The organism is Epilithonimonas arachidiradicis, assembly GCF_003610695.1.
GTDB lineage: Bacteria > Bacteroidota > Bacteroidia > Flavobacteriales > Weeksellaceae > Epilithonimonas > Epilithonimonas arachidiradicis.
Genome location: NZ_RAQH01000001.1, coordinates 744464 through 769427 on the forward strand (window position 1 = coordinate 744464; position 24964 = coordinate 769427).

Sequence of the window (24964 nt, forward strand, 5' to 3'; positions counted from 1 at the left end):
ATCATCCATCATTTACCAAATTATCACTTATAAATTATGAAGGCATTACTATTTGCTGCGGGGATGGGAACCCGACTAAAACCTTTCACAGACAATCATCCGAAAGCTTTGGCGCAAGTCAATGGCGTTGCGCTTTTGGAAAGAAATATAAAGTATCTCCAGAGTTATGGGATTAATGATTTTGTCATTAATATTCATCATTTTGGAGGACAGATTTTGGCATTTTTAGCTGAAAATGATAACTTCGGTGCTAATATCGAAATCTCCAACGAGTCCGAAGAGCTTCTGGAAACCGGCGGCGGTCTTTTATTTGCTAAAAGATTCTTGGAAAACGAGAAGACATTTCTGATCATGAATGTCGATATCCTGACAGATCTTAATATCACCAATTTTATCAAAATCCACGCACTCAAAGGGGGGATGATTACCTTGGCGGTTTCGGATAGAGACAGTTCCAGAAAACTGATGTTCAATGACAAAATGTATCTCAAAGGCTGGAAAAACCTGAAGGACAATAAAAAGAAAGTCGTTGGTGGGATTTTTAAACTAAGAGAACTGGCGTTCAGTGGTGTCCATTGCGTCAACTCAGAGATATTTGACAAGATGACCAGAACGGGGAAATTCTCTATTATGGATGAGTATATGGACCTGATGCAAGAAGATATTATTATTGGCTATCAGCATACTTCTAACTTGATAGATGTGGGTAAACCCGAATCGATTGCTGAAGCAGAAAAATTATTCAAATGACACAACAAGACGAAGAAAAAAGACTGCACGACAGTCTCAGACAAAAAACCTGGGACGAGACCATTACCAAGGACAGTTGGATGGTTTTCAGAATTATGTCAGAATTTGTAGATGGCTATGAGAAAATGGTTCGTATTGGGCCTTGCGTTTCCATATTCGGTTCTGCGCGGCTGAAAGAAGACAGCTATTATTATAAAATGGCTTCAGAGATTGCGAAAAAAATTACGGAAATCGGATTTGGAGTAATCACGGGCGGCGGGCCGGGAATTATGGAAGCCGGAAACAGAGGCGCCAGCGGACACGGAAAATCAATCGGTTTGAATATCGAACTGCCTTTTGAGCAACACTTTAATCCATATGTTGACAAAGGTTATAATATCAATTTTGATTATTTTTTCGTTAGAAAAGTAATGTTCGTAAAATATTCTCAAGGTTTTGTCGTAATGCCAGGAGGTTTCGGAACATTGGATGAATTATCGGAAGCCTTGACATTAATCCAAACCAATAAAATAGGGAAATTCCCAATTGTTTTAGTCGGAAGCGAGTTCTGGAGCGGCTTATTGGACTGGTTCAAAGGAACGTTACTGAAAGAGGGATTGATCGCAGAGCAGGATCTTTCGCTTTTCAGAGTGGTGGATACTGCGGAAGATGCAGTGGCACACATCAAGGCATTTTATGATAAATATTCGGTGAGTGTCAACTTTTAGCATCTGGCATATAATTTGACCAACATCTTTACTAAAGTTATTAAAATATTACAAAAAAATGAAAAAATCATTATTCATATTGTCTTTGGGGATTTTGCTTATCAGCTTTTTCAGCTTCAAAGATTTTGACTTCTTTTCATCTATGACCAAGGTGGATTATATTGATGGGAGCAAGACACTTAAATTCACGACTAAATTAAATACCAGTCATATTTCGCAAGCGGTGAAAATTGATCCCGCAACAGCAGGTTTCGAAGCGGAAGTAAAAAAATATGTGAACAATAATGTGGACGTTGCCATAAATGGTGCTGCTAAAACGTTAACCTTTACAGGAAGCCAGGTGAATGGTGAATCTGTTTGGGTTTATTATGAAGTTGCGAATGTCTCTGATATCGCCAGCTTAAAAATCAAAAACAGCATCCTGATTGGGCAGTTTCCAAAACAGGTGAATATAATGAACATCACCTACAAAGGAAATCTGAAAACAGTCAATTTCCAAAAGGGAAAGGAAACTGCGGAAGTTAGTTTCTAGATAAAATCAAAGTCGGCAAAGCGCCGACTTTTTTATTTTATTCTGTTTCGATAACGATGAGCTGATCTTTATCTTTGAACTGATGTTCCTTATCCATCAGTTCTTTTAAACTAAAGTTAACTTCAATTGTATTGTTGTCCACTTTTTTGATCCAGTCGTGCTTACCTGTCACGGATTTAATTTTCTTGTCAAAAACCAATTTGTTTTTAAGGTCCATATCCATCATACTCAGGATGCCATCCAGGTCTTCCTTAGTGGTTTGTCCGTCGGTCTCGCCACCTTTCAGAAGTGCTTCCAGATCAGCTGGAGACATCTGTAGTTTTGACATATCTATTTTCAAAGCTTTGCCGTTCCAGTCATCAAATGCATTATTATTCATCACCGATGCTTCTTTGCCCATTACCGCACCAACGCCGGACAATTCTTCATTTGTCAAAGGATCGGATTTAACAGAAAAACCTTTGAATTTGTCCGCATCGAAATTTCCTTTGAAAAAGATTTTTTTCATCAGCTTGATCGAGTCCTGATTCGTTGGTGCTTTGCCTTCAGCTTTCTGAATATCGTATAGGTTTTGCCAGGTGCGCGGATACTTATCCATCTTCATAAAGTCAGCGTTTTGATTCAGGGAATCGGGCATAAAAGACTGCATCATTTCCAAAGCTTGTGACATATCGATATCTGTCGCAAAACTCATTTTTTTGTCAGCGTAATAGTGATTGGTTGTAGATACAGAGCAGGATTGTAAAGATAAAATACCAAAGACTACAATTATAATGTTCCGAAGATTGAGAAGTTTATTCATAGCGTTTAATTTAAAATCGATTTAGAATTAATGGCTTTAAAATTAATGCAAATCCTGACTGAAACTTGGTTAATGGCAATTGGTATGATCCATATGGAAACCGTCTGTAGAATGCTGAACGTGCAAAGATTCTGACTTTGGAGAAACATACGGAATTCCTAATTCTAATCCTCTAAGGATGAATAATCCACCTAAAAAAAACATCATCACAGGAATCACTCTCAATATTTTTACCCGGAACGTAGTTGTAATGAAGTTGCCAAGAAAAACAACAGCGAACATAAACGGGAAAGTTCCCAAACCGAATAACAGCATAAAAAGTGAACTTTGCCAGATTCCACCGGCGGCTAATGATGCCGTCAGAGCCATATAAACCATCCCACACGGTAAGAATCCGTTCAGGATTCCGGTTGCAAAACGGGATTTGTAATCTGGTCTCTGGAGTATTTTTCCCAATTGCATCTTAACTTTCAATAAAGCTTTTGAGACAAATGGAATTTTGGTGGCAAAATCTTTTCCTCCGAAAGATGAGACGGCCATTATTATCAAAAGAATTCCGACGGAAACCGTTAAGTATTTTTGAAAACCTGCCAGTTCAAAGCTCTGACCAATGATTCCTAAAACGGCTCCCAGAATAGAGTAGGTGAGGATTCTTCCTAATTGATAAGTGATATTTTGTAAATAGAAATTGGCTTTTTGATTTTTGGTAAGACCCATAGATAAAGCGATAGGACCGCACATCCCAATACAGTGGAATCCTGATGCGAAACCCAGTCCAATCGCTGATATTATGAAGGTCATTTCCATAGAATGTCGTAATCTATCTGGTAGGGTTTTTTATTTTCTGCCCATCTCAATTTCAAGGTGTAAGAACCTGTAGAAATCACTTTTTTGGGAATAACGAACGTGTTGCTTTCCAATATAATTTCTTTTTTCACATCCAGATTAGAATCTTCTGTACGGAACAATACGAAATTGACTTTTTTATCGTCCGGTTTTATCGCATCCGGAAAGGTGATCTGGATACCTTCAGCAGTTGCTCTGTAAACGGGTGTTTTCTCCAGCTTAGCAGCATTGTCCTTTGCATCAATAATTTTTTGATATTCCAGCTCTTCTTCGTAATAGTTGTTGGAGATCATATCTGCATTTTGTTTTCCCATAGGAAAGATAAAAATCAGAAATAAGATGAACAGGATAAAACATCCCAATGCAATGGCTAAACCGTGTCCCCAATGTAATTTTTTCATTTTTCTGATCTCTGTTTAAAATTGAAATTTGAAAGGGCCTTCAAAATAAGTATTGTAAGAATCCAGCAATTCTCCGTTCATATCATAAACGCCAAGCGTTAGGTTCTGTTTGGATAATTTGATTTGGCTTTCCGGGAAACTTACGTTGATTGTTCCTTTTATCATTGCATCTCTTTTCAAAACAATTTTGTTTGATGCGCTAGATGATATTTCTCCGTTAGCTGGCTCAATAATTTTGATGATAACGGTTTTCGTTTCATTGGACTTGTTGAGGAAGGTATAATTATAAGTATTAGTGATTTTTCCGTCTCTGACAAAGAATGTTGATCCAGGAGGTTTCAGGAATTTTGCTTCCATTTCGCCTCTATTGTAAAGTAGTAATCCAAGAAATCCTACCAGCAAAGCTAATATCACCGAATAGATCTTCATCTTGCCAGAGAATTTGAACTGCTGTTGTTCTTCGATTTCTTTTTCGGAAGCATAACGAATTAGCCCGGTTGGAAGTCCAACTTTGATCATGACTTCATCACAAGCATCGATACAAGCAGTACAGTTCACACATTCCATCTGCAGACCATCTCTGATGTCGATCCCGGTAGGACAAACTACAACACATTGTTTACAGTCGATACAATCGCCTTTACTCTGTGCCCGTCTGTCTTCTCCTTTTTTCCATTTGGAACGGTTTTCGCCTCTTTTATAATCGTAAAAAACGTTAATGGTTTCTTTGTCAATCAAAACACCCTGCAACCTTCCGTATGGACAAACCATTGTACAAACCTGTTCTCTGAACCAAGCAAATACAAAATAAAATGCTGCCGTGAACATAATCATTACCAGAAAGTTGGTCGGTTTTGCAAAAGGACCTTCCTGCATTATTCTGAAAACTTCCTCATAACCGACAATATACATAAACATAATGTGAGTAATGATTAACGAAATCAAAATGAATATAGACCACTTCAAGGATCTTTTCCATATTTTTTCAGAATCCCAAGGCTGATTATCTAGTCTGATCTGCTTGTTTCTGTCTCCCTCTATAGCATATTCGATCTTACGGAATATCATTTCTAAAAAGATGGTTTGCGGACAAATCCATCCACAAAAAATCCTTCCGAAGGCTACTGTAAAAAGAATAATGAATATCAGTGAAGCGATAGCACCTAATGCTAGTATAAAAAAATCCTGAGGATAAAAAGGCTGACCGAAAATGAAAAACTGTCGGTCTATGATGTTGAACATCAACAGCGGATTCCCATTAAATTTGAGGAACGGCAAAGTAAAATAGATGATTAATAAGAAAATGCTTACGAGGACTCGGTAATTGGTATATTTTCCCTTCGGTTTTCTTGGATAGACCCATCTTCTTTTTCCGGTATTATCCATTGTACCAACAGAGTCTCTGAATGTTTCAGCTTCTACTACCCAGCTTTCGGCTTCGTTGTATTTTTTTTCTGTAGTACTCATATCATTTAGATAAAAAAAGAGATTGCCCGAAAAAGGAATTAATGGTAATTCTTTTTTCAAATATCATTCCGAACAGAACGATATTTTTCTGACAATCTCTTTTGTATGTATTAATTAGATTTTTCCCAATGAGCTTCTGTTCCCTGAGGAGCAGCGCCACCTTGTGCAGGCGTGATAGGCGCCTGTTCCTGGTTGATGTGATAGACGTAAGCCGCAACTTTTTCTATATCATTTCCGGTAAGAATACCATTCTTACCCCAAGCTTGCATAGTAGGATTGTTCTTACTACCATTTTCAACCATATAGAAAACGTTTTTGAACAAAGTCTTTTCCGGCTGGTTGATCCAGAAACCATCTGTAAGGTTTGGTCCGATACCGCCTTTACCTCCCTCACCGTGACAAGTCACACAGTTGGTTTGGAAGATAACTTTTCCTTCTTCTACATTATCTTCAGAGAATTTTGCTGTTTCAATAGTAGCCTGAGGAACAGTTTTCATATAATCCTCTACAGCAGCAATTTGCTCTTTATATTCCTGATCGTACTCTTTGTAAGGGTGTGCAAAGTCTGTTAAGAAATATGATGACACATATAAAATACAGTATGCAACGCCAAAATAGAATAGACCTAACCACCATTTTGGAAGCTGATTGTCAAGCTCCATAATTCCGTCAAAACCGTGGTCGATAAGGATATCTTTTTCTTCTTTTTCAGACTGGCTTTTGAATGCACCGTTCCAAAGATATTGGAAATAAGGTACGTTTTTTTCCTTTAGATAAGCAGCTTTTTCAGCATCAGTTAGTTTCTTGAATTTTTCATTCTCAATCAAATCGCCAATGGCTGTTTGAATGAATACAACAATGATACTGATCAGAGCTGTTCCCAAGAAGTATCTTGATGTCAGGAAGTCTGATGTTTGCGAGAACATATAAAAGACTACTAATAATAATCCTAAAACGATTAAAATATTAATATAAACAGGTGTTCTTCTTTTCATGATTAATTTCTTTATAAATTACAAAGTTTGATTCTCGTCATCGTCTTTTTCCAAAGGTGCGTTCTCTTCTTCCTTGTAATATTTTTTCGGTCTGTTGATTACGATGTAAACCACAACCAAAAAGAACAAGATGAAGATGATCATTGCCAAAGTTTGGAAGAACCCTGCGTTTTCTACACTAGAGACGATGTCTTTGAAACTTTGCGGAATCATTTTATTTAATTTTAATTACTAGCAGTTTTTACTTCTGTCGTTTTGATGTCAGTTCCCAATCTTTGCAGATAAGAAATCAAGGCTACAATTTCTCTTTTCTCAAGCGGTACAAATTGCTCGCCAGCTTTTGTTTTATTCGCTTTTGATTCGTCAAATGATTTTTTAACATCATTAGCTTCAGCAAAAACGTTCTTCACAATACCATTAGCCTGATTGTTCATCCAAGAATCCAAGGTATCGATTTGAGCTTTTGTATAAGGAACGTCAAAAGAATTCTTCATCAATTCCAATTTAGCTTTGGTATTGCTTCTGTCTAGGGTATTTTCGATTAACCAAGGATATCTAGGCATAATAGAACCTGCGGATGTTGATCTTGGGTTATACATATGCTTGAAGTGCCAAGAATCTGGTCTTGCACCACCTTCTCTATGCAAATCCGGACCAGTTCTTTTAGATCCCCACAGGAATGGTCTGTCATAGATGAACTCTCCAGCTTTGGAATATTGCCCGTTCTTACCGTTAAATCTTACAACCTCATCACGGAACGGACGAATCATCTGAGAGTGACAGGCATTACAACCTTCTCTGATATAGATGTCTCTACCTTCTAATTCTAGCGGGGAATAAGGTTTAACTGCAGAAATTGTAGGAACATTGTCTTTTACAAATATCGTAGGAAGTATTTCTAACGCCCCGCCAATTGCTAATACGATAAAAGATAATATTGATAAATAAAGCGGTGTTCTTTCTAACCAAAGGTGGAACGTTTCGCCTTCTTTTCTTCCTTTTTTTACATTGGCCAAAGCTGGTGCTTCTGCAGGAACTTCTTTTTGGAAAGAACCTTTTCTTGCTGTAGCAACCAAATTAACCACCATTAATATGGCTCCGGAGAAGTATAAGAACCCTCCAACAAATCTCATTTTGAAATATGGGAGAATTGCAGTTACAGTATCCAACCAGTTTTTATAAACCAAAGTCCCGTCCGGATTGAATTGTTTCCACATCAAACCTTGAGTAAATCCGGAGATATATAATGGTACAGCGTAGAAAATAATCCCGAAAGTTCCTAACCAAAAATGCCAGTTAGCTAATTTTACAGACCACAGCTTGGTTCTCCACAAGATCGGAACTAAGTAATAAATGACACCAAATGCCATAAAACCGTTCCATCCCAATGCACCTAAGTGTACGTGACCAATCACCCAGTCGGTAAAGTGACCAACTTTGTTTACAGTTTTAGTTGCCAAAAGCGGACCTTCGAAAGTTGCCATACCATAACACGTTACAGCGACTACGAAAAATTTAAGAACCGGATTTTCTCTTACTTTATCCCAAGCTCCTCTTAGTGTAAGAAGCCCGTTCAGCATTCCTCCCCAAGATGGTGCAATCAACATAATAGAGAAGCCTGTTCCTACTGCCTGTGCCCAAGCTGGTAATGCGGTATATTGCAAGTGGTGCGGACCTGCCCAGATATAAACAAAGATTAATGACCAGAAGTGGATGATTGATAATTTGTATGAGAAAACTGGTCTGTCAGCAGCTTTTGGTACGAAGTAGTACATCATCCCAAGAACCGGAGTTGTTAAGAAGAATGCAACTGCATTGTGACCATACCACCATTGTACCAATGCATCCTTAACCCCAGCGTATGCTGAATATGATTTCCAGGTTGTGAATGATAATGGAACTTCTAAGTTATTGAAGATATGTAGCATTGCAACTGCAACCCAAGTTCCGATATAGAACCAGATTGCTACATACAAATGTCTTACTCTTCTTATCGCTACTGTCGCAAACATATTAAGACCAAAAAGGACCCAAACTACAGTGATCAAAATATCGATCGGCCACTCGTGTTCTGCGTATTCTTTTGAGGTATTAAGCCCCATAAAGAAAGTGATAATCGTGCTTACAAGTACTAATTGCCATCCCCAAAAATGAATCCAAGACAACGTGTCGCTCCACATTCTTGTTTTCAATAATCTTTGGATTGAGTAGTAAAAGCCTGAGAAAAAGCTGTTTCCGACAAATGCGAAAATCACCATACTCGTGTGCATCATTCTTATACGACCAAATCCAAATGCCCCCTGAGAATTGATCAAACCTTGCATTCCTTCGCTTCTAAGCGTTCTGATGGTCGGGTCGTCTGTTCCCAAGAAAAATTCGGGTAATTCAGGATAAAATAGTAACAACGCAGCCGTAAGTCCCAATAAAAAACCTACTAAACCGAAAACGACTGTCGCAATAAGAAAGGCGCGAACAATCCCGTTGTCATAACTAAATTTTTGTGTTTCCATATCTACAAATAGCAATTATTCTTTTTCGTTTTTTTCAGGAGTATCATTTTTCTCCTCTTTTGTCTTCACCTCGTCTTCAAATAAAATTCTGACTGCAGGTGATTCATCGTCCTCGAACTGCCCTTTTTTTGCGCCGATTATAAAGATAATCAGGAATATAACAGCTAAAGAAACGCTGCAGATAATCATTAAGTAGAGAATCTCCATATCTGCTCACAAATTTAAGGCAAAAACAGTCGTCAAATTTAGTGAAAATTACTGACTTTGGTCAGAATGGACAAAATATGGATAATTTATAATCGCTCTAAATAAGGCGGTTCTAAATGCTTATCTTAAAATATTTTGAACTTCTGATCCAAGTAGAAAGTGTTGTGAATGTTACAACCGTCACAGAGCTCAGAGGCATAAAAATAGCTGCGAAAAGTGGATGCATATGGCCCGAAACAGCAAACCCAACTCCGACAACATTATAACACAAACTGATTATGAATGTGAATTTTACAATTTTGATAGCGTCTTTTGATAGCTTCAGGAATTTATCCAATTCCGGGATTTTTTCACCGTTCATAATCACGTCGGATGATGGTGTGAAAGAGTTGCTGTCGTCTGCAATGGCGATTCCGACATTGCTCTGTTTCAGAGCGCCCGCATCGTTCAGTCCGTCGCCCAGCATGGCTACTTTTTCTCCTTTATCCTGTAATGATTTGATGAAGTCCAGTTTGTTTTCAGGATTTTGATTGAATTTCATTTCGGAAATTGTCGGAATCAGTTTTTCCAGGATAGGTTTCTCGGAAGAGTTGTCGCCGCTCAGAATATTGATTCGATAATTTTTTAAATTTTGGAAAAGTTGAGCCAGATGATTTCGGTATTCATTTTTGAAGATAAATTTCCCGATGAATTCTCCATTTTTGCTAATGTAAACTGCAGTTTCCATATTCTGAGATTCTTGCCCTGTGAAACTCGCAGAACCAATCTTATAAGTGCTTCCTCTTACTTTTCCTTGATAACCTTTTCCTGAAATCTCCTCAAAATCTTCAATTTCAAAATAATCGTCATTTACTTCAATGAAATCATAAAGCGATTTTGAAAGCGGATGATTGGAGTTTTTAAGCAAAGACTTAATATTTTTCAAATCAAATTCCTCGATTTCTGTTCCAACAAAATTGATATTTGTTTTTTTATTTTCAGTAATGGTTCCTGTTTTATCAAAAACTAGTGTGTCAACTTTTGCCAGTCTCTCAATGGTTAAAGTATCTTTCACATAGAATTTATTTCGACCCAAAATTCTCATAATGTGACCAAAAGTAAACGGTGCGGACAGAGCTAAAGCGCAAGGACAGGCAACAATCAGAATCGCAGAAACCACTTGGAACATTTTTTCAAAATCAATAGTTGACCAATAGATTCCGGCAACTAAAGTGATTCCTAAAATGATGAATGTGAAATATTTACTAATCGTATTGGTCATTGTATCAAGACCGGTTTCAAACTTTTTGAAAGCTTCTTTATTCCAAAGCTGAGTAAGGTAACTTTGGTCAACACTTTTAATGACTTCCAATTCTAAAACCGAACCTGATTGTTTTCCTCCGGCAAAAATTTTGTCACCGGGTTTTTTAGAAATGTGTGCAGATTCTCCAGTAATAAAACTGTTGTCAATGTTTCCTTCGCCTTTAATCAAAATCGAATCTACTGGAATGATTTCCTGATTTCTAACCATAATTCTATCACCAACTGCCAAATCGGACAACAAAATGTTTTCCTGTTTTCCATCAAAATCAACTTTTGTTACGGCAATTGGATAGAAAGATTTGTAATCTCGGTCGTAGGATAATGAGTTGTAGGTTCTTTTCTGAAACGTTTTCCCCAACAACATAAAAAACAGTAATCCGCAAAGTGTATCGAAATAACCTGGACCATAATCGGTTACAGCTTCGTAAATACTTCTGCCATAAAGAACGAAGATTCCCAAAACAATCGGAACATCGATGTTGATGATTTTGTTTTTCAAACCGTACCAGGCTGATTTATAATAATCTGAAGCAGAATAAAATACAACCGCCGTTGCCAGCAAGAATAAAATAATTCTGAATAAATGTTTGAATGAATGAAACCAAACATCATCTCCCGAAACATATTCGGGGAAACTGAAAAACATCCCGTTTCCGAAAGCAAAACCAGCCACAGCCAATTTGATTAATAAACTTTTGTCGAGTTTATCCTGTTTTTTCTCAGCAGTTTCCAGATTGATAACCGGTTTGTAACCAAGATTCGTCAGGAATTTTGCAACTTCACTCAGTTTTATTTCATCTTCTTTGAAAGAAATTTGAACCGTCTTTCTTGTGAAATTAACCTGAGAATATTTGATTTTGTTATTAATCGTATGAAGGCTCTCCAATAACCAAATGCAAGAAGAGCAATGGATTACAGGGATCTTGAAAGTCACAAGCGTCGTTCCGCCTTCGGAAAAATCAACAACTTTTGTGAAAACTTCAGGCGTGTCCAGATAATCAAACTGAGCATTGTTCTCATTACTTGGCCGGATTCCGGAATTTTTATTGATATTATAAAAGTTCTCTAGATTGTGAACGTTCAGGATTTCGTAAACCGATTGACAGCCGTTGCAGCAAAAGATTTTATCGTCGAAAAGGATTTGTTCTTTATCGATTTTCTGACCGCAGTGAAAGCATTGTTCTGCCATTAAAAAATACTCAGATATTTGGATTGCAAAATTACGTCAAAAATCTTGGTATGTAGCGTTAAAAAGTCTTATTTTTGCTGACAAATGTCATAGGTATGTCTCTTGAACAACAATTGGTTATAGAAGAAAACTTCTCAAAAGCATTTAACAAAGAATCTTTGCGCGAAAGTCTTACTCCGGAAGATTTTGAAGTTTACAGCAATGCGCTCAAAGTTCTGGAATTTTCTAAAGGTGATGTCGTTTTCGAAGACGGCGAGTCGCCAAAAGGTGTTTATTTTATCGAAAAAGGAACGGCAAAATTGTCAAAATCAGGTGTTTATGGTAAAGACCAGATTCTGCGATTCTGTAAAGAAAACGATTTGATAGGCTACCGTTCTTTGCTTTGTGGTGAGAATTTCCAGGCCAAAGCGGAAGCAATGACGCCAATGAAGGTTCAGTTTTTACCGTCTGATATTTTCCTGAAATTATTAGAGGTTGACCCAAAACTATCTTACGCAATGCTTCAAAAAATTGCTTATGAATTGGGCGAATCTGCTAACACAGTCACTTTCTTGGCGCAAAAAACAGTGAGAGAAAGATTGGCGGAAATTTTAATTTTGTTAGAACAAAAGCTGGGAACTGACCCGGAAGGTTTCATCAAAATCTCTTTAACCAGAGAAGAAATTGCCAACCTGATTGGAACTGCGACCGAAAGTGCCATCCGATTGATTTCCGAATTCAAACAAGATGATTTGATTGTGGTTGAAGGAAGAAACATCAAAATCCTAAACAGAGAAAAATTAATCAAGCTTGGTCACGTTGTTGTATAAATGATAATTGATTATCAATTCGTCGTTTTCAATAAACCGATCACTTCTATCATATCAATCATTATTAATGACTATCACTTATCATTAATAATTTATCACTTATAATTCCTATGTCTGTACATTCTGAAATTAAAAAAATCACGACTGAAACCTTACGAAAAATGAAATTCGATAAGGAAAAGATTACAATGCTGACGGCTTACGATTTTACAACAGCGAAAATGGTGGACGCAGGCGGTGTGGATTCTATACTAATTGGAGATTCTGCGGCGAATGTAATGGCTGGTCACGAGACGACTTTGCCAATTACGCTTGACCAAATGATTTATCATACACAATGTGTCGTTCGCGGTGTTGAAAGGGCTTTGGTTGTAGCAGATTTACCGTTTGGAACTTATCAAAGTAATCCTGAGAAAGCTTTAGAATCGGCTGTGAGAATGATGAAAGAAGGTGGTGCTCACGCTGTGAAAATCGAAGGTGGAAAAGAGATTGAAGATTCCATCAGAAAAATAGTGAATGCAGGAATTCCTGTTTGCGGACATCTTGGATTGACACCTCAGAGCATCTACCAATTTGGAACTTATAAAGTAAGAGCCAAAGAAGATGCGGAAGCGGAGAAACTGATTTCTGACTGCAAATTGTTGGAAGAATTAGGATGTTTTGCGGTTGTTTTGGAAAAAATTCCGGCAGCGCTTGCTAAAAAAGCTTCGGAAAGTATTTCTATTCCTACAATTGGAATTGGAGCCGGACCGGATTGTGACGGACAGGTTTTGGTTTATCACGATATGGTTGGGATGAATCAAGGTTTTTCTCCGAAATTCTTGAGAAGATATCTTGACCTTTATTCAGAAATTACAGGTGCAGTTTCTCAGTATGTGAAAGATGTGAAAAGTGCTGATTTCCCAAATGATAAGGAGAGTTATTAAAACTTTAAGAATAAACCACAAAAGTCACAAAAGATTTACTTAGTATTTCTTTTGTGACTTTTGTGGTTAAAATAATAAAGAATGATTTCTAAAATTTTTATAATTCTATTTTCTGCCCTATTTCTATTTTCCTGCACTTCGCAGAAAATGAAGTATGGAACTAAGACTGAATTTCACGACAAAGCCGATTCGTTACAATCATTAGCCAGAATCAAATACATCAAGAGTTTGGATTATTCCGACTTTAAAGCTGGAAAATTTGATAATGGAAAAGTGGCTGTGAATTATCGTTTTCTAAAACCAAAGAAAGTTGAACAAAATAAGAAATATCCATTGGTTTTGGTATTTCACGGTTCTGGTGCAATTGGTACAAATAATACTTCTCAAATGGGCGTTTTGTCCAAAATGTGGCTTCTTCCCGAAAATAGAAAACAATATCCGGTGTATGTTTTAGCACCACAATTCCCAATTCGTTCCTCCAATTATCATCTCGATGAAAGCAGAAATGTCAAAGTTTCTGAGTCTAATGAGCATTTGGATTTAGTATTGAAGTCCATTGATTCTTTAGTTATTAATGAAAATATTGACCGCGACAGAATCTACGTCATGGGATTTTCTATGGGAGGCGCAACGACTTCTAATGCGATTTCCAAAAGACCGGATTTGTTTGCAGCTGCAATTAATGTTTCTGGAATTTCTCAGTTTGATAAAATGGACGAACTTACGAAAATGCCAATTTGGATTGTTCACGGAAGTCTCGATACCGATAATTTTCCTCAAAGCAATTTTAAGTTTTTTGATGAAATGAAGTCTAAGGGCCAAGTTTTTCTTTGGGAATATAAAAACAAATACCACAACAATATCCTTTCTGCAGAACTCATGGACGAAATCCCGAAATGGCTTCTGCAACAGCATCAATAAAAAAGTATCAGATAAAAAACAAGTTGTTATTGCTGGAATTATAAAAAATAATATTTTTACAGCAATTAAACACAACAATGATGAAAATAACAAATTTCTTTTATTTACTATTAATTGTATGTCTGTTAGGATGTTCAAGAGAAGAACATACAGATGAAGAGGGAAGCAGTTGCGGAAAAGTGAGCAATGTTTCTTTTAGCGCTAGTAGCTCTACTATAACAATCAATTACTCTTCCGGAAACGGTACCAATTCTTATAAAATAGAGTATGGACTTACAGGTTTTTCACAAGGCTCGGGAACTTCTTTCACAACTTCAAATACTTATGCAGAGATAGGTGATCTGGCTTCATCCACTACTTATGATTTTTATATCACAGGAATTTGTAGCAGTACAGAAAGCAGTGCGCCATATAAACTCTCTAGTGTTACAACTAAACCAAGCCAGTGTAAAGGAAATACGTCTGTACAGTTTTATCAATACAATCTTAATGAGCTTATTTTGCAATTTTCATATTCTTCGGGAAGTGTTTATCAATATGAAGTGGAATATGGACCGGCAGGGTTTCAATTAGGTACAGGAATAAGGCAAAAAACAGAGGGCTGGAATACTTCTATTTCAATAAAGAACCTTCCAAATGAAACAGCTTACGATTTTTATGTCAGAACGTTTTGTTCAGACGGCGATCCTAATCAGTTCAAAAAATTCACTTATACAATAGGAACTTCTTGCCCCAAGCCATTTAATCTGAATAGCTATGTTATATCAGGAAGTTGTAATGTTGAGTTAGGTGCAACAAGAGGCTTTACCTGGGATTCTTATGGAAGTCCGCAGAGTTATACAATCTCTCTGATCCAGGATGTAAACAGTGCTCCAACCGCTCAAACTTTTACAACCTCTAACAAATCTATTGCAATAAGCAATATGTATTGTAATTGGAAGGGTTTTTATGTGAAATCTAACTGCGGAGATAAAAGTAGTGAATGGGCTGGACCATTTATTTTTTAATATAATTATAACTAATGGAATCTTCTCAAATCGTTTACGAAGACAATCATATGATGATCATCAACAAAAAAGCCGGACAACTCGTCCAGGGTGATAAAACCGGTGATTTGTCTTTGCTGGAACTGATTAAAGATTTCATCAAAAAAAGAGATGAAAAACCGGGTAATGTTTTCCTTGGTTTGGTTCATAGGATTGACAGGCCAACTTCCGGATTGGTGATTTATGCAAAAACTTCCAAAGCGCTTTCACGATTGACTCAGATGGTAAAGAATCGTGAAGTTAAAAAAACATATTGGGCAGTCGTTGGAAAAGAAATGATTCCGAAATCTCAAAGATTGGTTCATTACCTCAAAAAGAATGAGAAAAATAATAAGGCGATTGTCTATCCCAAAGCAACGGAAGGTGCAAAAGAATCGATATTGACTTATAATGTAATCAAGACTTTGGACAATTATCTTTTGCTGGAAGTTGATTTGGAAACAGGAAGGCATCATCAGATCAGAGCTCAACTGTCGAAAATCGGAGTTCCAATCAAAGGTGATTTGAAATACGGTGCGCCACGTTCCAATTCTGATGGTGGAATTTCACTTCATGCCAGAAAGCTTGAATTCATTCATCCAGTAACAAAAGAGAATATACAAATCATCGCGCCAGTTCCGCAGAATGATGCCGTCTGGAAAGCTTGTGAAGAATAAATTAATAGAAAATCCGAAAGAGTCTCTTTCGGATTTTGTTTATAAAGTGGTAGAAGTTTCTTCTTTCTTCTCTTGATTTAACATATTCGGCGCTTCTTTCGCCAACTTATTTTTTGTCGGGATTTTATAATTGAAAGAAAGTCCAAAGCTTCTCGTGTCGTTTTTGTTTCTGATGTAAACGTTCGGAAGTGCGTTCGTTGTTCTCAGATTCGTTTCGTTGGTATTGAAAACGTCATTAGCAAACAATGTTAGCGTCATTCTGTCTTTATTGAATTTTCTCGACAGTGATAGATTCAATGTATTATAGAATGATTTGTTTGGATAGAAAAAGAACTCATTTCCTTTTGTTAGGTAAGTGTAATTCGCATTGAACTTTACTTTATAAGGCAAAATAAATTGTCCTGATATATTATAAGTCCAATAACCTTTTGGATTAATGATTTGATCTATTTGTTGTAATTGATATGAACCATAGAGGAAGATGAAACTCACTTGGTCAGGATTCATATCCATTTTCATAATGTCTTTAAACGGTGTATTGAAAACTGCTAAAGGAATGGGAAATCCGATATTGAAATTATGTGTTTTCAGGCGGTCAAGGTTGTCGCTTGTTTGTGAAATAGCATCGCCTTCTCTTTTTACAATTTGTACAACCTGATTCTTTGTATTGGTAAAATTATATCCGATGAAAGCATAATTCAAAGCGCTTAACTTAATCTCGAAATTATCGAAAATAGTTGGCTGAAGATTTGGGTTTCCAGAAAAATTGATGTTTTCACTTTCGTATCGCGTATTATTTGGATTTAGGTTAGCAACATTAGGTAACGTTATTTTCTTATTGTAATTAACATTAAAGAAAGCAATTTTTGGAATAATGTTGTATTGAATACTCGCATTAGGAAACACTTTGAATTTTTCAAATGATCTTAATTTATCATAAGTTTGGGTTTCAAAGTCTAAGCTTGTTCCATTGATATTATAATATTCTCCACGAAGTCCTAAAACAAAATCCATTTTTCCTTTGGTAGCACTCGCTTCTGAATAAAAAGCAGTCGTCTTGCTTTTATAATCCAAATTTTCTATTCCAAAAAGATCTGCAGAAAATTCTAATTGATCATAATAAGCACCTAAACTTAATTTTCCTTCATCTAAAACCTTGATTGGCTGAGCGTAATCCACTCGGAAATTGTAAGCATCTTGACTTGAACCGTTTATCAAATAATTCTCTTGAAATGCGGGAATAGGCGAGAAGTCCATTTTTGTTTGACCAAAATCATTGCTGAAATTGGTGTATGAGCCTTTGAACTCCAATTTTTTATTCTTATCATCAAATTTTTTCTGATACGTTGCCGTTACCTCATTTCGCGTATTGCTTTGGTCAATGATGTCCTTACCAGTAGACTCAATTCCTTTTATCAGTTCAAATCTATCTACATAACGATCCGAAGAACCCAGCGAAAGATTGTAATTCAAAAGCAACCGGTCTTTTCCGATGTCAAATGTGAAGGCGCTTCGCAAATATTGATTTCTGTTGACGTTATCATTGTAAAGTCGAGAGATTTCGTCAATTGTGGATTTGGTTTCACTTTCGTTATAATTTTGTCCGACATTGAGCTGCCAGCCAAACCACTTGTTTTTGGAATTAAGCGTTAAACTATTATTGAATTTGCTTCTATAATGGTCATAATTGCTGAAACGATAACCGCCGGCATAAGTTGCAGACAAATAAGATTTAGCATTTTTGCTCGTGATGATATTGATGATTGCGCCACCAGAAGTTGCAGGAAATTCCGCTCCTGGTTGGGTAATGATTTCAATTTTTTCGATGCTGTTTGCAGGAAGTCCTTCTAGATAAGCGGTTAGTTGTGTACTGTAGATATTTAAAGGTCTTCCGTCCATATAAACATCCAGTGCTTTCCCTTGGTAAATCATCCCTGCCATTTCGGAAACCACCAACCCAGGGATTTTTTGCAATCCTTCTAATGTGTTACCGGAGTTAAGGTGTGGTTGCTCAGAGAAATCATAAATGGTTCTGTCTGCTTTTTGTTCAACTGCTTTTTTAGTTTTGGTAATGGTGACCGCTTCTATTTCTTTTTCTTTGTCCGTTTCTTTTTTTTGTGTTTCCTGTGCGAAGTAGATTTGACTTAGAAATAATACAGAAATTGGAAGGATTGATTTTAATTTCATAGGTTAGTTTATGTAGAATTAGACGTCTTATTTTGGATTTTGTTACAATTAACGCGCTCTATTTTTCTCGTCAAAATCTACGTTTCGGTTGTTGGCTTTCACTTTTTGATTTCCAAAATTATAAGTCACACTAAAAGTCAATCTTCTAGCATCCCAGTAATTATTAAAGGACTGAACATTATCTTCAAAATAAACACTGCCCCGGAATCCTGAAGTTTTAAAGATGTCGTTGACAGAAATATTCATCTGGAGTGCTTTTTCCATTAGACTGAATTTCATTCCGGCATTGACACTCGAGTTTCCTCTGGTCGTCATATTTCTACTTCTGGATGGTAAAGAGTGCCAGTAATTAACAAAAAGAAAAAAAGTTTTAGCCTTGTTCAGCTGGAAAGTATTGTTGGCAGAATAGTAAAATGACTGTCCGTTTTTTGCCAGTGCCTCATATTTGGTAATCTGGGTATTACTGTAGCTTAATGAAGTGGATAAATTGGTTTCCCAAATCTTGAAAAACGTATCGGTATAATTAAGATTAAGGCCATAAGTATCCTCATTATAATAATTATAAAAAGTACTTTCTATATCAATGCCGTTGATGAAGGTAATCTGGCCAAAGTTATCTAGACTTCTTTCGTAATACAAACTCGCATTGAATTTACTTTTGAAAATGTAATTAAATTCAAAATTATGATTGAAAGAAGGCTGCACACTAGGATTTCCTGCAAAATAACGATTGGGATTGGAGTACCAGCGGAACGGATTCAGAGCACGGAAATAGGGTCTGTTGATTCTTCTGGAATAATTGATAATGAATTGATTATTATCATTGGCTTTGTAAGAAATGTAGGCGGTTGGAAATAGTTTTCCATAATTATTCTCTGAACTCACTTGGGTGGAAGGAGAGAATCCTTTTGTTTCTGCATATTCATAACGCAACCCGAATTTTGCCGACCATTTCTCTCCAAAGTCTTTACTTGCACTGATGTAAGCCGCATAATTTTTCTCATCATAATTGAAAAGATTGCTCCTTTGCGGGTCGATAATGTAATCGTTATTGATCAAATTAAAGTAACCGATGTCAGAATTATTAGAAAACTGACTGTATTTCAAACCCGTTTCCAATTGTATGTTTTTGAAATTAAGCGTCAAATCGCCCTGTCCGGAATAGATCTCATAATCTACAGAAGATAGATTTCTTACAATTTGGTCAGATTGATCAGACAAATCGGTGGTCACAAAATTGACATTGGTTTCCGGAAGATTGCCATAATAATTCGCTCCGAAGCTTAATTTATGTTCGCCTAACTTTTGGTCATAATAAAGATTCAGCATTTGAGAAGTTGAGGTGGAGCGGTGTTTGGAATTTGTATCTGTATTAAATGTATTGACATCGTTCGTGAAATAACGGGAAACAGAATTGATGTCCATATTAGAATGACCTTTGGCCAAATCATAGATTAATCCAACATTGGCTTTTTCACTCAAAGAATAATCCAAACTTACATTCATTCCCAATCCATCATTCATATCTCGTCTGTCATCTCTGCTGATGCTGGAATTTTCACCAATGATTTTGTAATTTTCAACAGACCTTTTCTCACTATCATAACCTCGGAGTTTGATAGAAGATTTTAGTTTTTCGTTTTGATAATTGAGACCAAGCGCGCCGCCAAAACCTCCATAAGTGGATTGCTGGTAATAGGTATTGGTGTAACCGCTCCAGCCAAGATTCTGATTTTTTTTCAGAATGATATTGATGATTCCACTGTTTCCTTGGGCTTCATATTTTGCAGGTGGCGTTGTGATGACTTCTATTTTTGAAATGTTTTCCGAACGCAGATTTTTCAGATAGTTCATCAGTTCAGCACCGGAAAGATTCAACATTCGGTCATTCACCATAACGGAAACACCACTTTTTCCGGCAATCGCAAGCAAGCCTTGTTCTTCATCCACTTTCAGCAAAGGTGTGTTGGCAAGAACTTCTGTTCCAGAACTTCCTTCCGAAACCATCGAATTCTGAACATTATAAACCAAACGGTCCACTTTTCTTTCGATGATTTTTTTCTTTCCATCCACCGTTACGGTTTCTATGTTTTGAATTTTTACAGTATCCTGTGTTTGGGCAAAAGATAATGTACTAAATAGTGCTGAGGCAAAAAGTATGGATTTCTTCATATCATTAATGACAACTGATTTGCAGGATTTATTACATTATGTTAATTAGATTTATCAAATGAAGTTAGTTCGCTCTGTCTTTTTCTTCGAAATTAATCTGCTTTTTGTTGATTTGTTTTTTCTTATTTCCGAAAGTATAATTCACGCTCAAACGAAAACTTCTGCCATCCCAGTAATTATTAAAATGCTGACTATTATCTCTGAAATACATATCTCCACGGAATCGCTGAGCAAAAATATTCGTCACTGTTGCATTGATTTGAAGTTGCTTTTCCATTAGAGAAAACTTGATTCCGGAATTCAGATTGGAGAAATTATGGAAATAAGAATTCACATTTTTGTAAGGTAAACTTTGATCGTAGTTTAGGAATAGAGAAACCGTTTTTGATTTATTTAAAATGAATGTATTGTTGATAGAATAACTTACAGAAGTTCCTTTGGATGTTTCCGCACTGATATTGAAAACTTCTGAGTTTTGATAAGATGCGTTTGCAGAAATAGTGGCTTCCCAGAATTTGAAGAAAGTATCTGTGTAAGAAACATTAGCTCCATAAAAATTATTGTTATAGTAATTCTGATAATCTCCATTTTGAGAAATACCATCCAAGTAACCGATTTGTCCAAAAGCATTAGTCAATCTAAGATAATAAACGCTTGTCGAAAACTTGTTATTATACGTATAACCTAATTCATAATTGTTGATGTAAGAAGGCGTCAATAAAGGGTTCCCTGATGAATAAGAATATGGATTTTCGTACCAGCGGAACGGATTCAAGTTGCTCATACTTGGTCGGTTAATTCTTCTTGAATACGAAAGACTGAACACATTTTTATCCTCTTTGTAAGAGACAAAAGCCGAAGGAAACCATTGTCCGTAATCGAATTGATTCGCGGTGCTTTTTACAAACGTATGTTCATATCGGATTCCCGCTTTGGTTTCCCAATGTTCCCCAAAATTCTTAGCAAAACTTGCGTAAACAGCGTAATTTTCTTCTTGATATCTAAAGGTGCTGCTTTTTTTGTCGTCGATGATATATTGACTGTCTTTTAAATCAAGGTATTTCAAGTCTGCAGAATTTCTGAATTGATTGAATTTAACACCTGTTTCAATCGTTCCAAATTTAAATGGCAATTCTAAGTCGCCTTGAACAGAGAAAATCTGAGGTGTGATTTTTGACAACGTTTTCACATCCTGAATCGTATTTTCTGGCAGTGTCAAAGTCGAGAAATTAACTTCGGTGTCGTTATTATTTTTATAAAAATTAGTAGCGAAACTCAGCTTTTTTCCAAACGAATCCAACTTCAAATCATAATAAGCACTCAAAGTATGGGTCGGAGATTTTTCTCTATGAAATGTATTGGTCAAAAGATTAGTTTCTGTCAAATCAGAACTGATGTTTCTCGTTGTGTTAAAGATATCCATTCCTGATTTTTCGTGTCCAAAAATATACTCCATTCCAACTTCGGAGTTTTTATTGATTTTATAAGACGCGTTAAGACTTGGTGTCAAATCCTGCCACATATCTTTTCTTGTAGACTCACTGTAATTTTGAGATTCTCCAAGTATAGTATATCTTTCATTAGAGCGTTTTGCCCCATCAATGTAGCTTGTTTTTAAACTTAAACTAAGCTTTTCGGTTTGGTAATTCAGTGTTCCGTTGGTGGTTCCGTTAAAATAAGTTCTTTGTGTGAAACCTGTGCTGATATTTCCGCTAAAACCTAGATTCGGATTTTTCTTTAGAATGATATTAATAAGTCCACTATTTCCCTGTGCTTCATATTTGGAAGGCGGCGTTGTAATCACTTCAATTTTCGAAATATTTTCAGAACGAATCGATTTCAGATAATTCAAAAGAGCAGTTCCGGAAAGATTCAGCATTTTTCCGTTTATCATCACATTTACATTACTTTTTCCTGTGATAGAAATGGTTCCGAGATTCTCATCCACTTTCAACATTGGAACATTGGCAAGCGTTTCGCCGGCATCCATTCCTTGTGAAGCGATTGATGCATCCACATTGAAGATTAATCGGTCGGCTTTTCTTTCCAATAATTTTTTCTTTACGAGAATGTTGACCTGTTCGATTTCTTTAAGACTGTCTTTTTGTGTCTGCGCAAAAGTTGCAGTTGAAAGTAGAGTTGTGATGAATAAGTATTTCAGTTTCATAATTTTTGATTTTGTTGAGACAAAGGTATTTTCCAAGTTTTTTTTATGAAATAGCATTTAGATTTGACCCGGCTTTAATCCGACCAAAATATTTTCATCGATAAAAAATCGGGGTTCATAGAAATTGCCCGTCGAAATCTTTTTGTTGTTATTACTTTTGAGCTATGAAAAAATTAATACTCATTCTAATTTTAATATCTACGGTTTCCTGTATTGGTAACCATAGAGTAGATGTCTGGAAAACGCTGACGATAGCTTCCGGTGATAGCATCATTATTAATAAAGTAAAATCACCTGCAACTTTATCCATTAAAAATCTATCAGATAAAGAAGTAGAAATGGTTTCTGAACTGAAAATGCAGAAAAGTATATCGGCTAATTCTGAGTTTACTTACAGATTGCCTAAAAAAAGTAACTTGATTTTAAAAAATAAAAATGCGGAAATGGTTTCTATACATTTGCATTATTCATCTAATAAACCGATTCTAATTAATCACAAAGAACTACGATGAAAAAACAACAGCTCTTATTTCTCCATATATTTTATTGGTGTATTTACATTCTCGGAACTTTTATATTTCCTTATTTAGTATTCGAAACAGAAGCCGATTATTTTAAAATAACCTTTGCTATTACAAGCTTTATATGTTTTTACGTCAACTATTTTTTTGTAATTCCGAAGTTCTTCAATATTCAAAATCTCTCCAAAACACTGCTTGCTTTTCTTTTAAGTGTTTTTTGTTTTGTATTGATTCGCTATTGTGTGGAAGAGATTTTCTCGCCTTATTTTTTTGGGATCAGGAATTACAATGAGAAAACATCTTTGAGTTTTTATTTTTATGATAATATCTATTACAGCAGTACAACGATTTTTATAAGCACGGTTTTTTGTTTGTTCAAGTTGATGTCCGATGCCGAAATTGAGAAAAGACAATTAATAGAAGAAAAAAAGAACTCCGAGCTTCAGGCTTTGAAGACGCAAATCAATCCTCATTTTATCTTCAATACTTTGAATAATATTTATTCTTTGGTTTATCAGCAATCAGAAAAAGCACTACCAGCTATTGAAGAATTGAGTCAGTTGTTAAGATACAGCACAAAAGATTTGGAAAAAGATTTTATTTCTTTGGAAAAAGAAATTGGCTATCTTGAAAGTCTGATTGAGCTTGAAAAATTAAGAATCAAAAATCCGGAATTATTAATCATTGAGAAGAGAATCAATTTTCCGAATCTTAATATTTCACCGATGCTTCTCGTTCCTTTTGTAGAGAATGCCTTCAAACACGGTGATTTTTCAGGAAAAGGATTTACTTTGAAAATTTCTGATGAGAATCAAAAACTTCATTTTCATCTTCATAATTTTAAAAAACAACGTTCCAAAGATTCACTTTCGGGAATTGGGATTGGCAATGTGAAAAAACGACTGGAAATCCTTTATCCAAAAAAACACGAACTCAATATTATCGAAACCGAAATAGAATATTCTGTAGATTTGAAAATCGATTTGAATATATAAACCACAAAAGTCACAAAAGAGTTGAAATTGAAAGAAACAATGGCTATTTTGTTCTTTTATATTGCTTTATTTTTCAATCATTTCTTTTGTGACTTTCGTGGTTGAAAAAATTAAAAAGGAGTAAATATAATATTAGTTAATGAAAAGAATTAAATGTATCGTTGTGGATGACGAGCCTCTCGCAGTTTCTTTGCTAGGAAGTTACGTTGAAAAAATTCCGTTTTTTGAATTGGTTTTTTCAACAGAAAACCCAATTGAAGCAATGGAATTTATCCAAAATAATGAAGCCGATTTGATTTTTTTGGATATTCAAATGCCAGAACTGACAGGGATTAATTTTATGAAAATCGTCGGCAATAAGCTGAAATATATTCTTACAACAGCTTACGCAGAATATGCTATGGAAGGCTACGAACATAATGTTGTCGATTATCTTCTGAAACCAATTTCGTTTGCTCGTTTTGAAAAAAGTGCATTAAAAGCGCAAGAACGTTTTGCTGTCAGTCAAGATTCGCTGGGTTCTTATTTCTTTGTGAAATCTTCGGGACAACAGCATAAAGTCAATTTCAATGAGATTCTTTTTATAGAAAGCATCAAAGATTATGTCAATATCAAAACTGAAAATCAGGAATACATCGTTCTTGAGACTTTGAAATCTCTGGAAAATCAACTGCCTGAGAATTTCGCAAGAGTTCATAAATCTTTTATCATCAACATTGATAAAATCGAGAAAATGGATGTAAAAAATGTCTCTATAAATTCCGAAATCGAAATCCCAATCGGAGAAACTTACAAATCCGAATTCTTTTTGAAAATTAAAAAATAATAGTTTATATCCATAATATTCTAAATTTCT

The 24964-nt window shown here is 35.8% G+C and carries 23 protein-coding genes; 11 read left to right on the forward strand and 12 right to left on the reverse strand.

Going from position 1 to position 24964, the window contains the following annotated elements; genetic code table 11:
• Positions 1-36 precede the first annotated feature (36 nt).
• The 3 genes from BXY58_RS03585 to BXY58_RS03595 are packed head-to-tail and all read left to right on the forward strand — an operon-like array spanning position 37 to position 1989.
• Positions 37-750 (forward strand): nucleotidyltransferase family protein, encoded by a 714-nt coding sequence (locus BXY58_RS03585; protein WP_120212416.1) that lies wholly within the window; start codon positions 37-39, stop codon positions 748-750.
• Entirely contained in the window at positions 747-1457 is a 711-nt protein-coding gene (locus BXY58_RS03590) for an LOG family protein (RefSeq protein WP_120212417.1), read from the forward strand. Before BXY58_RS03585 ends, BXY58_RS03590 begins: the two co-directional genes overlap by 4 nt.
• Before the next feature lie 58 nt (positions 1458-1515).
• Complete coding sequence (locus BXY58_RS03595; protein ID WP_120212418.1) at positions 1516-1989, forward strand: DUF6702 family protein; 474 nt, start codon at positions 1516-1518, stop codon at positions 1987-1989.
• A gap of 37 nt (positions 1990-2026) precedes the next feature.
• Here the strand turns inward: BXY58_RS03595 and BXY58_RS03600 are convergent, their stop codons facing one another.
• The 9 genes from BXY58_RS03600 to BXY58_RS03640 all read right to left on the reverse strand — a co-directional run bounded on the left by BXY58_RS03600 (position 2027) and on the right by BXY58_RS03640 (position 11708).
• Positions 2027-2791, reverse strand: coding sequence for a hypothetical protein (locus BXY58_RS03600; protein ID WP_147366800.1), 765 nt, complete (start codon positions 2789-2791; stop codon positions 2027-2029).
• 69 nt (positions 2792-2860) lie between these two features.
• On the reverse strand, positions 2861-3598 hold the full coding sequence (locus tag BXY58_RS03605; RefSeq protein ID WP_120212420.1) for a sulfite exporter TauE/SafE family protein: 738 nt from the start codon (positions 3596-3598) through the stop codon (positions 2861-2863).
• Positions 3589-4038: a FixH family protein gene (locus BXY58_RS03610; protein WP_120212421.1), complete on the reverse strand. Its 450-nt coding sequence runs from the start codon at positions 4036-4038 to the stop codon at positions 3589-3591. The genes BXY58_RS03605 and BXY58_RS03610 overlap by 10 nt, the downstream gene beginning before the upstream one ends.
• A 15-nt stretch (positions 4039-4053) precedes the next feature.
• The gene (gene ccoG, locus BXY58_RS03615; protein ID WP_120212422.1) at positions 4054-5505 is read right to left on the reverse strand and encodes a cytochrome c oxidase accessory protein CcoG; all 1452 of its coding nucleotides are present in this window, start codon (positions 5503-5505) and stop codon (positions 4054-4056) included.
• Between the two features lie 110 nt (positions 5506-5615).
• Positions 5616-6500, reverse strand: a complete 885-nt coding sequence (locus tag BXY58_RS03620; RefSeq protein WP_120212423.1) for a c-type cytochrome — start codon at positions 6498-6500, stop codon at positions 5616-5618.
• An 18-nt stretch (positions 6501-6518) separates the two neighbouring features.
• Positions 6519-6713, reverse strand: a complete 195-nt coding sequence (locus BXY58_RS03625; protein WP_120212424.1) for a CcoQ/FixQ family Cbb3-type cytochrome c oxidase assembly chaperone — start codon at positions 6711-6713, stop codon at positions 6519-6521.
• Between the two features lie 11 nt (positions 6714-6724).
• Positions 6725-9010 carry a cytochrome-c oxidase, cbb3-type subunit I gene (gene ccoN, locus BXY58_RS03630; RefSeq protein ID WP_120212425.1) on the reverse strand — a complete coding sequence of 762 codons (2286 nt, stop codon included), beginning with the start codon at positions 9008-9010 and terminating at the stop codon, positions 6725-6727.
• Between the two features lie 15 nt (positions 9011-9025).
• Complete coding sequence (gene ccoS / locus BXY58_RS03635) at positions 9026-9217, reverse strand: cbb3-type cytochrome oxidase assembly protein CcoS (RefSeq protein WP_120212426.1); 192 nt, start codon at positions 9215-9217, stop codon at positions 9026-9028.
• A 112-nt stretch (positions 9218-9329) separates the two neighbouring features.
• Entirely contained in the window at positions 9330-11708 is a 2379-nt protein-coding gene (locus BXY58_RS03640) for a heavy metal translocating P-type ATPase (RefSeq protein ID WP_120212427.1), read from the reverse strand.
• Between the two features lie 95 nt (positions 11709-11803).
• Here BXY58_RS03640 and BXY58_RS03645 point away from each other — a divergent pair, with 95 nt between their 5' ends.
• From BXY58_RS03645 to BXY58_RS03665, 5 genes are all read left to right on the forward strand, one after another.
• Entirely contained in the window at positions 11804-12517 is a 714-nt protein-coding gene (locus BXY58_RS03645) for a Crp/Fnr family transcriptional regulator (protein WP_120212428.1), read from the forward strand.
• A gap of 110 nt (positions 12518-12627) precedes the next feature.
• Positions 12628-13443 carry a 3-methyl-2-oxobutanoate hydroxymethyltransferase gene (gene panB, locus BXY58_RS03650; protein WP_120212429.1) on the forward strand — a complete coding sequence of 272 codons (816 nt, stop codon included), beginning with the start codon at positions 12628-12630 and terminating at the stop codon, positions 13441-13443.
• A gap of 81 nt (positions 13444-13524) precedes the next feature.
• Complete coding sequence (locus BXY58_RS03655) at positions 13525-14364, forward strand: carboxylesterase family protein (RefSeq protein ID WP_120212430.1); 840 nt, start codon at positions 13525-13527, stop codon at positions 14362-14364.
• A 77-nt stretch (positions 14365-14441) separates the two neighbouring features.
• Positions 14442-15371 (forward strand): hypothetical protein, encoded by a 930-nt coding sequence (locus BXY58_RS03660; RefSeq protein ID WP_120212431.1) that lies wholly within the window; start codon positions 14442-14444, stop codon positions 15369-15371.
• Positions 15372-15385: 14 nt separating this feature from the next.
• Positions 15386-16066: an RluA family pseudouridine synthase gene (locus tag BXY58_RS03665; protein ID WP_120212432.1), complete on the forward strand. Its 681-nt coding sequence runs from the start codon at positions 15386-15388 to the stop codon at positions 16064-16066.
• A gap of 39 nt (positions 16067-16105) precedes the next feature.
• Here the strand turns inward: BXY58_RS03665 and BXY58_RS03670 are convergent, their stop codons facing one another.
• From BXY58_RS03670 to BXY58_RS03680, 3 genes are all read right to left on the reverse strand, one after another.
• Positions 16106-18253, reverse strand: coding sequence for an outer membrane beta-barrel family protein (locus BXY58_RS03670; protein ID WP_120212433.1), 2148 nt, complete (start codon positions 18251-18253; stop codon positions 16106-16108).
• A 48-nt stretch (positions 18254-18301) separates the two neighbouring features.
• Positions 18302-20425: an outer membrane beta-barrel family protein gene (locus tag BXY58_RS03675; RefSeq protein ID WP_120212434.1), complete on the reverse strand. Its 2124-nt coding sequence runs from the start codon at positions 20423-20425 to the stop codon at positions 18302-18304.
• Positions 20426-20489: 64 nt separating this feature from the next.
• Positions 20490-22592, reverse strand: coding sequence for a TonB-dependent receptor domain-containing protein (locus BXY58_RS03680; RefSeq protein ID WP_120212435.1), 2103 nt, complete (start codon positions 22590-22592; stop codon positions 20490-20492).
• A 164-nt stretch (positions 22593-22756) separates the two neighbouring features.
• Between BXY58_RS03680 and BXY58_RS03685 the strand changes: the two genes are divergently transcribed.
• The 3 genes from BXY58_RS03685 to BXY58_RS03695 all read left to right on the forward strand — a co-directional run bounded on the left by BXY58_RS03685 (position 22757) and on the right by BXY58_RS03695 (position 24934).
• Positions 22757-23104, forward strand: coding sequence for a hypothetical protein (locus BXY58_RS03685; protein ID WP_120212436.1), 348 nt, complete (start codon positions 22757-22759; stop codon positions 23102-23104).
• Positions 23101-24108 (forward strand): sensor histidine kinase, encoded by a 1008-nt coding sequence (locus BXY58_RS03690; RefSeq protein WP_120212437.1) that lies wholly within the window; start codon positions 23101-23103, stop codon positions 24106-24108. The genes BXY58_RS03685 and BXY58_RS03690 overlap by 4 nt, the downstream gene beginning before the upstream one ends.
• A 139-nt stretch (positions 24109-24247) precedes the next feature.
• The gene (locus BXY58_RS03695; protein WP_120212438.1) at positions 24248-24934 is read left to right on the forward strand and encodes a LytR/AlgR family response regulator transcription factor; all 687 of its coding nucleotides are present in this window, start codon (positions 24248-24250) and stop codon (positions 24932-24934) included.
• The last annotated feature ends 30 nt before the right edge of the window (positions 24935-24964 follow it).

Excerpts from the sequence above, each read along its gene's own strand:
- ccoG (WP_120212422.1), bottom strand. The coding sequence starts at position 5,505 with ATGAGTACTACAGAAAAAAAATACAACGAAGCCGAAAGCTGGGTAGTA.
- panB (WP_120212429.1), top strand. The coding sequence starts at position 12,628 with ATGTCTGTACATTCTGAAATTAAAAAAATCACGACTGAAACCTTACGA.
- BXY58_RS03665 (WP_120212432.1), top strand. The coding sequence starts at position 15,386 with ATGGAATCTTCTCAAATCGTTTACGAAGACAATCATATGATGATCATC.
- BXY58_RS03695 (WP_120212438.1), top strand. The coding sequence starts at position 24,248 with ATGAAAAGAATTAAATGTATCGTTGTGGATGACGAGCCTCTCGCAGTT.
- ccoS (WP_120212426.1), bottom strand. The coding sequence starts at position 9,217 with ATGGAGATTCTCTACTTAATGATTATCTGCAGCGTTTCTTTAGCTGTT.
- BXY58_RS03675 (WP_120212434.1), bottom strand. The coding sequence starts at position 20,425 with ATGAAGAAATCCATACTTTTTGCCTCAGCACTATTTAGTACATTATCT.
- BXY58_RS03600 (WP_147366800.1), bottom strand. The coding sequence starts at position 2,791 with ATGAATAAACTTCTCAATCTTCGGAACATTATAATTGTAGTCTTTGGT.
- BXY58_RS03610 (WP_120212421.1), bottom strand. The coding sequence starts at position 4,038 with ATGAAAAAATTACATTGGGGACACGGTTTAGCCATTGCATTGGGATGT.
- BXY58_RS03620 (WP_120212423.1), bottom strand. The coding sequence starts at position 6,500 with ATGAAAAGAAGAACACCTGTTTATATTAATATTTTAATCGTTTTAGGA.
- BXY58_RS03670 (WP_120212433.1), bottom strand. The coding sequence starts at position 18,253 with ATGAAATTAAAATCAATCCTTCCAATTTCTGTATTATTTCTAAGTCAA.
- BXY58_RS03625 (WP_120212424.1), bottom strand. The coding sequence starts at position 6,713 with ATGATTCCGCAAAGTTTCAAAGACATCGTCTCTAGTGTAGAAAACGCA.
- BXY58_RS03595 (WP_120212418.1), top strand. The coding sequence starts at position 1,516 with ATGAAAAAATCATTATTCATATTGTCTTTGGGGATTTTGCTTATCAGC.
- ccoN (WP_120212425.1), bottom strand. The coding sequence starts at position 9,010 with ATGGAAACACAAAAATTTAGTTATGACAACGGGATTGTTCGCGCCTTT.
- BXY58_RS03655 (WP_120212430.1), top strand. The coding sequence starts at position 13,525 with ATGATTTCTAAAATTTTTATAATTCTATTTTCTGCCCTATTTCTATTT.
- BXY58_RS03685 (WP_120212436.1), top strand. The coding sequence starts at position 22,757 with ATGAAAAAATTAATACTCATTCTAATTTTAATATCTACGGTTTCCTGT.
- BXY58_RS03690 (WP_120212437.1), top strand. The coding sequence starts at position 23,101 with ATGAAAAAACAACAGCTCTTATTTCTCCATATATTTTATTGGTGTATT.
- BXY58_RS03585 (WP_120212416.1), top strand. The coding sequence starts at position 37 with ATGAAGGCATTACTATTTGCTGCGGGGATGGGAACCCGACTAAAACCT.
- BXY58_RS03605 (WP_120212420.1), bottom strand. The coding sequence starts at position 3,598 with ATGGAAATGACCTTCATAATATCAGCGATTGGACTGGGTTTCGCATCA.
- BXY58_RS03590 (WP_120212417.1), top strand. The coding sequence starts at position 747 with ATGACACAACAAGACGAAGAAAAAAGACTGCACGACAGTCTCAGACAA.
- BXY58_RS03660 (WP_120212431.1), top strand. The coding sequence starts at position 14,442 with ATGATGAAAATAACAAATTTCTTTTATTTACTATTAATTGTATGTCTG.
- BXY58_RS03645 (WP_120212428.1), top strand. The coding sequence starts at position 11,804 with ATGTCTCTTGAACAACAATTGGTTATAGAAGAAAACTTCTCAAAAGCA.
- BXY58_RS03680 (WP_120212435.1), bottom strand. The coding sequence starts at position 22,592 with ATGAAACTGAAATACTTATTCATCACAACTCTACTTTCAACTGCAACT.
- BXY58_RS03640 (WP_120212427.1), bottom strand. The coding sequence starts at position 11,708 with ATGGCAGAACAATGCTTTCACTGCGGTCAGAAAATCGATAAAGAACAA.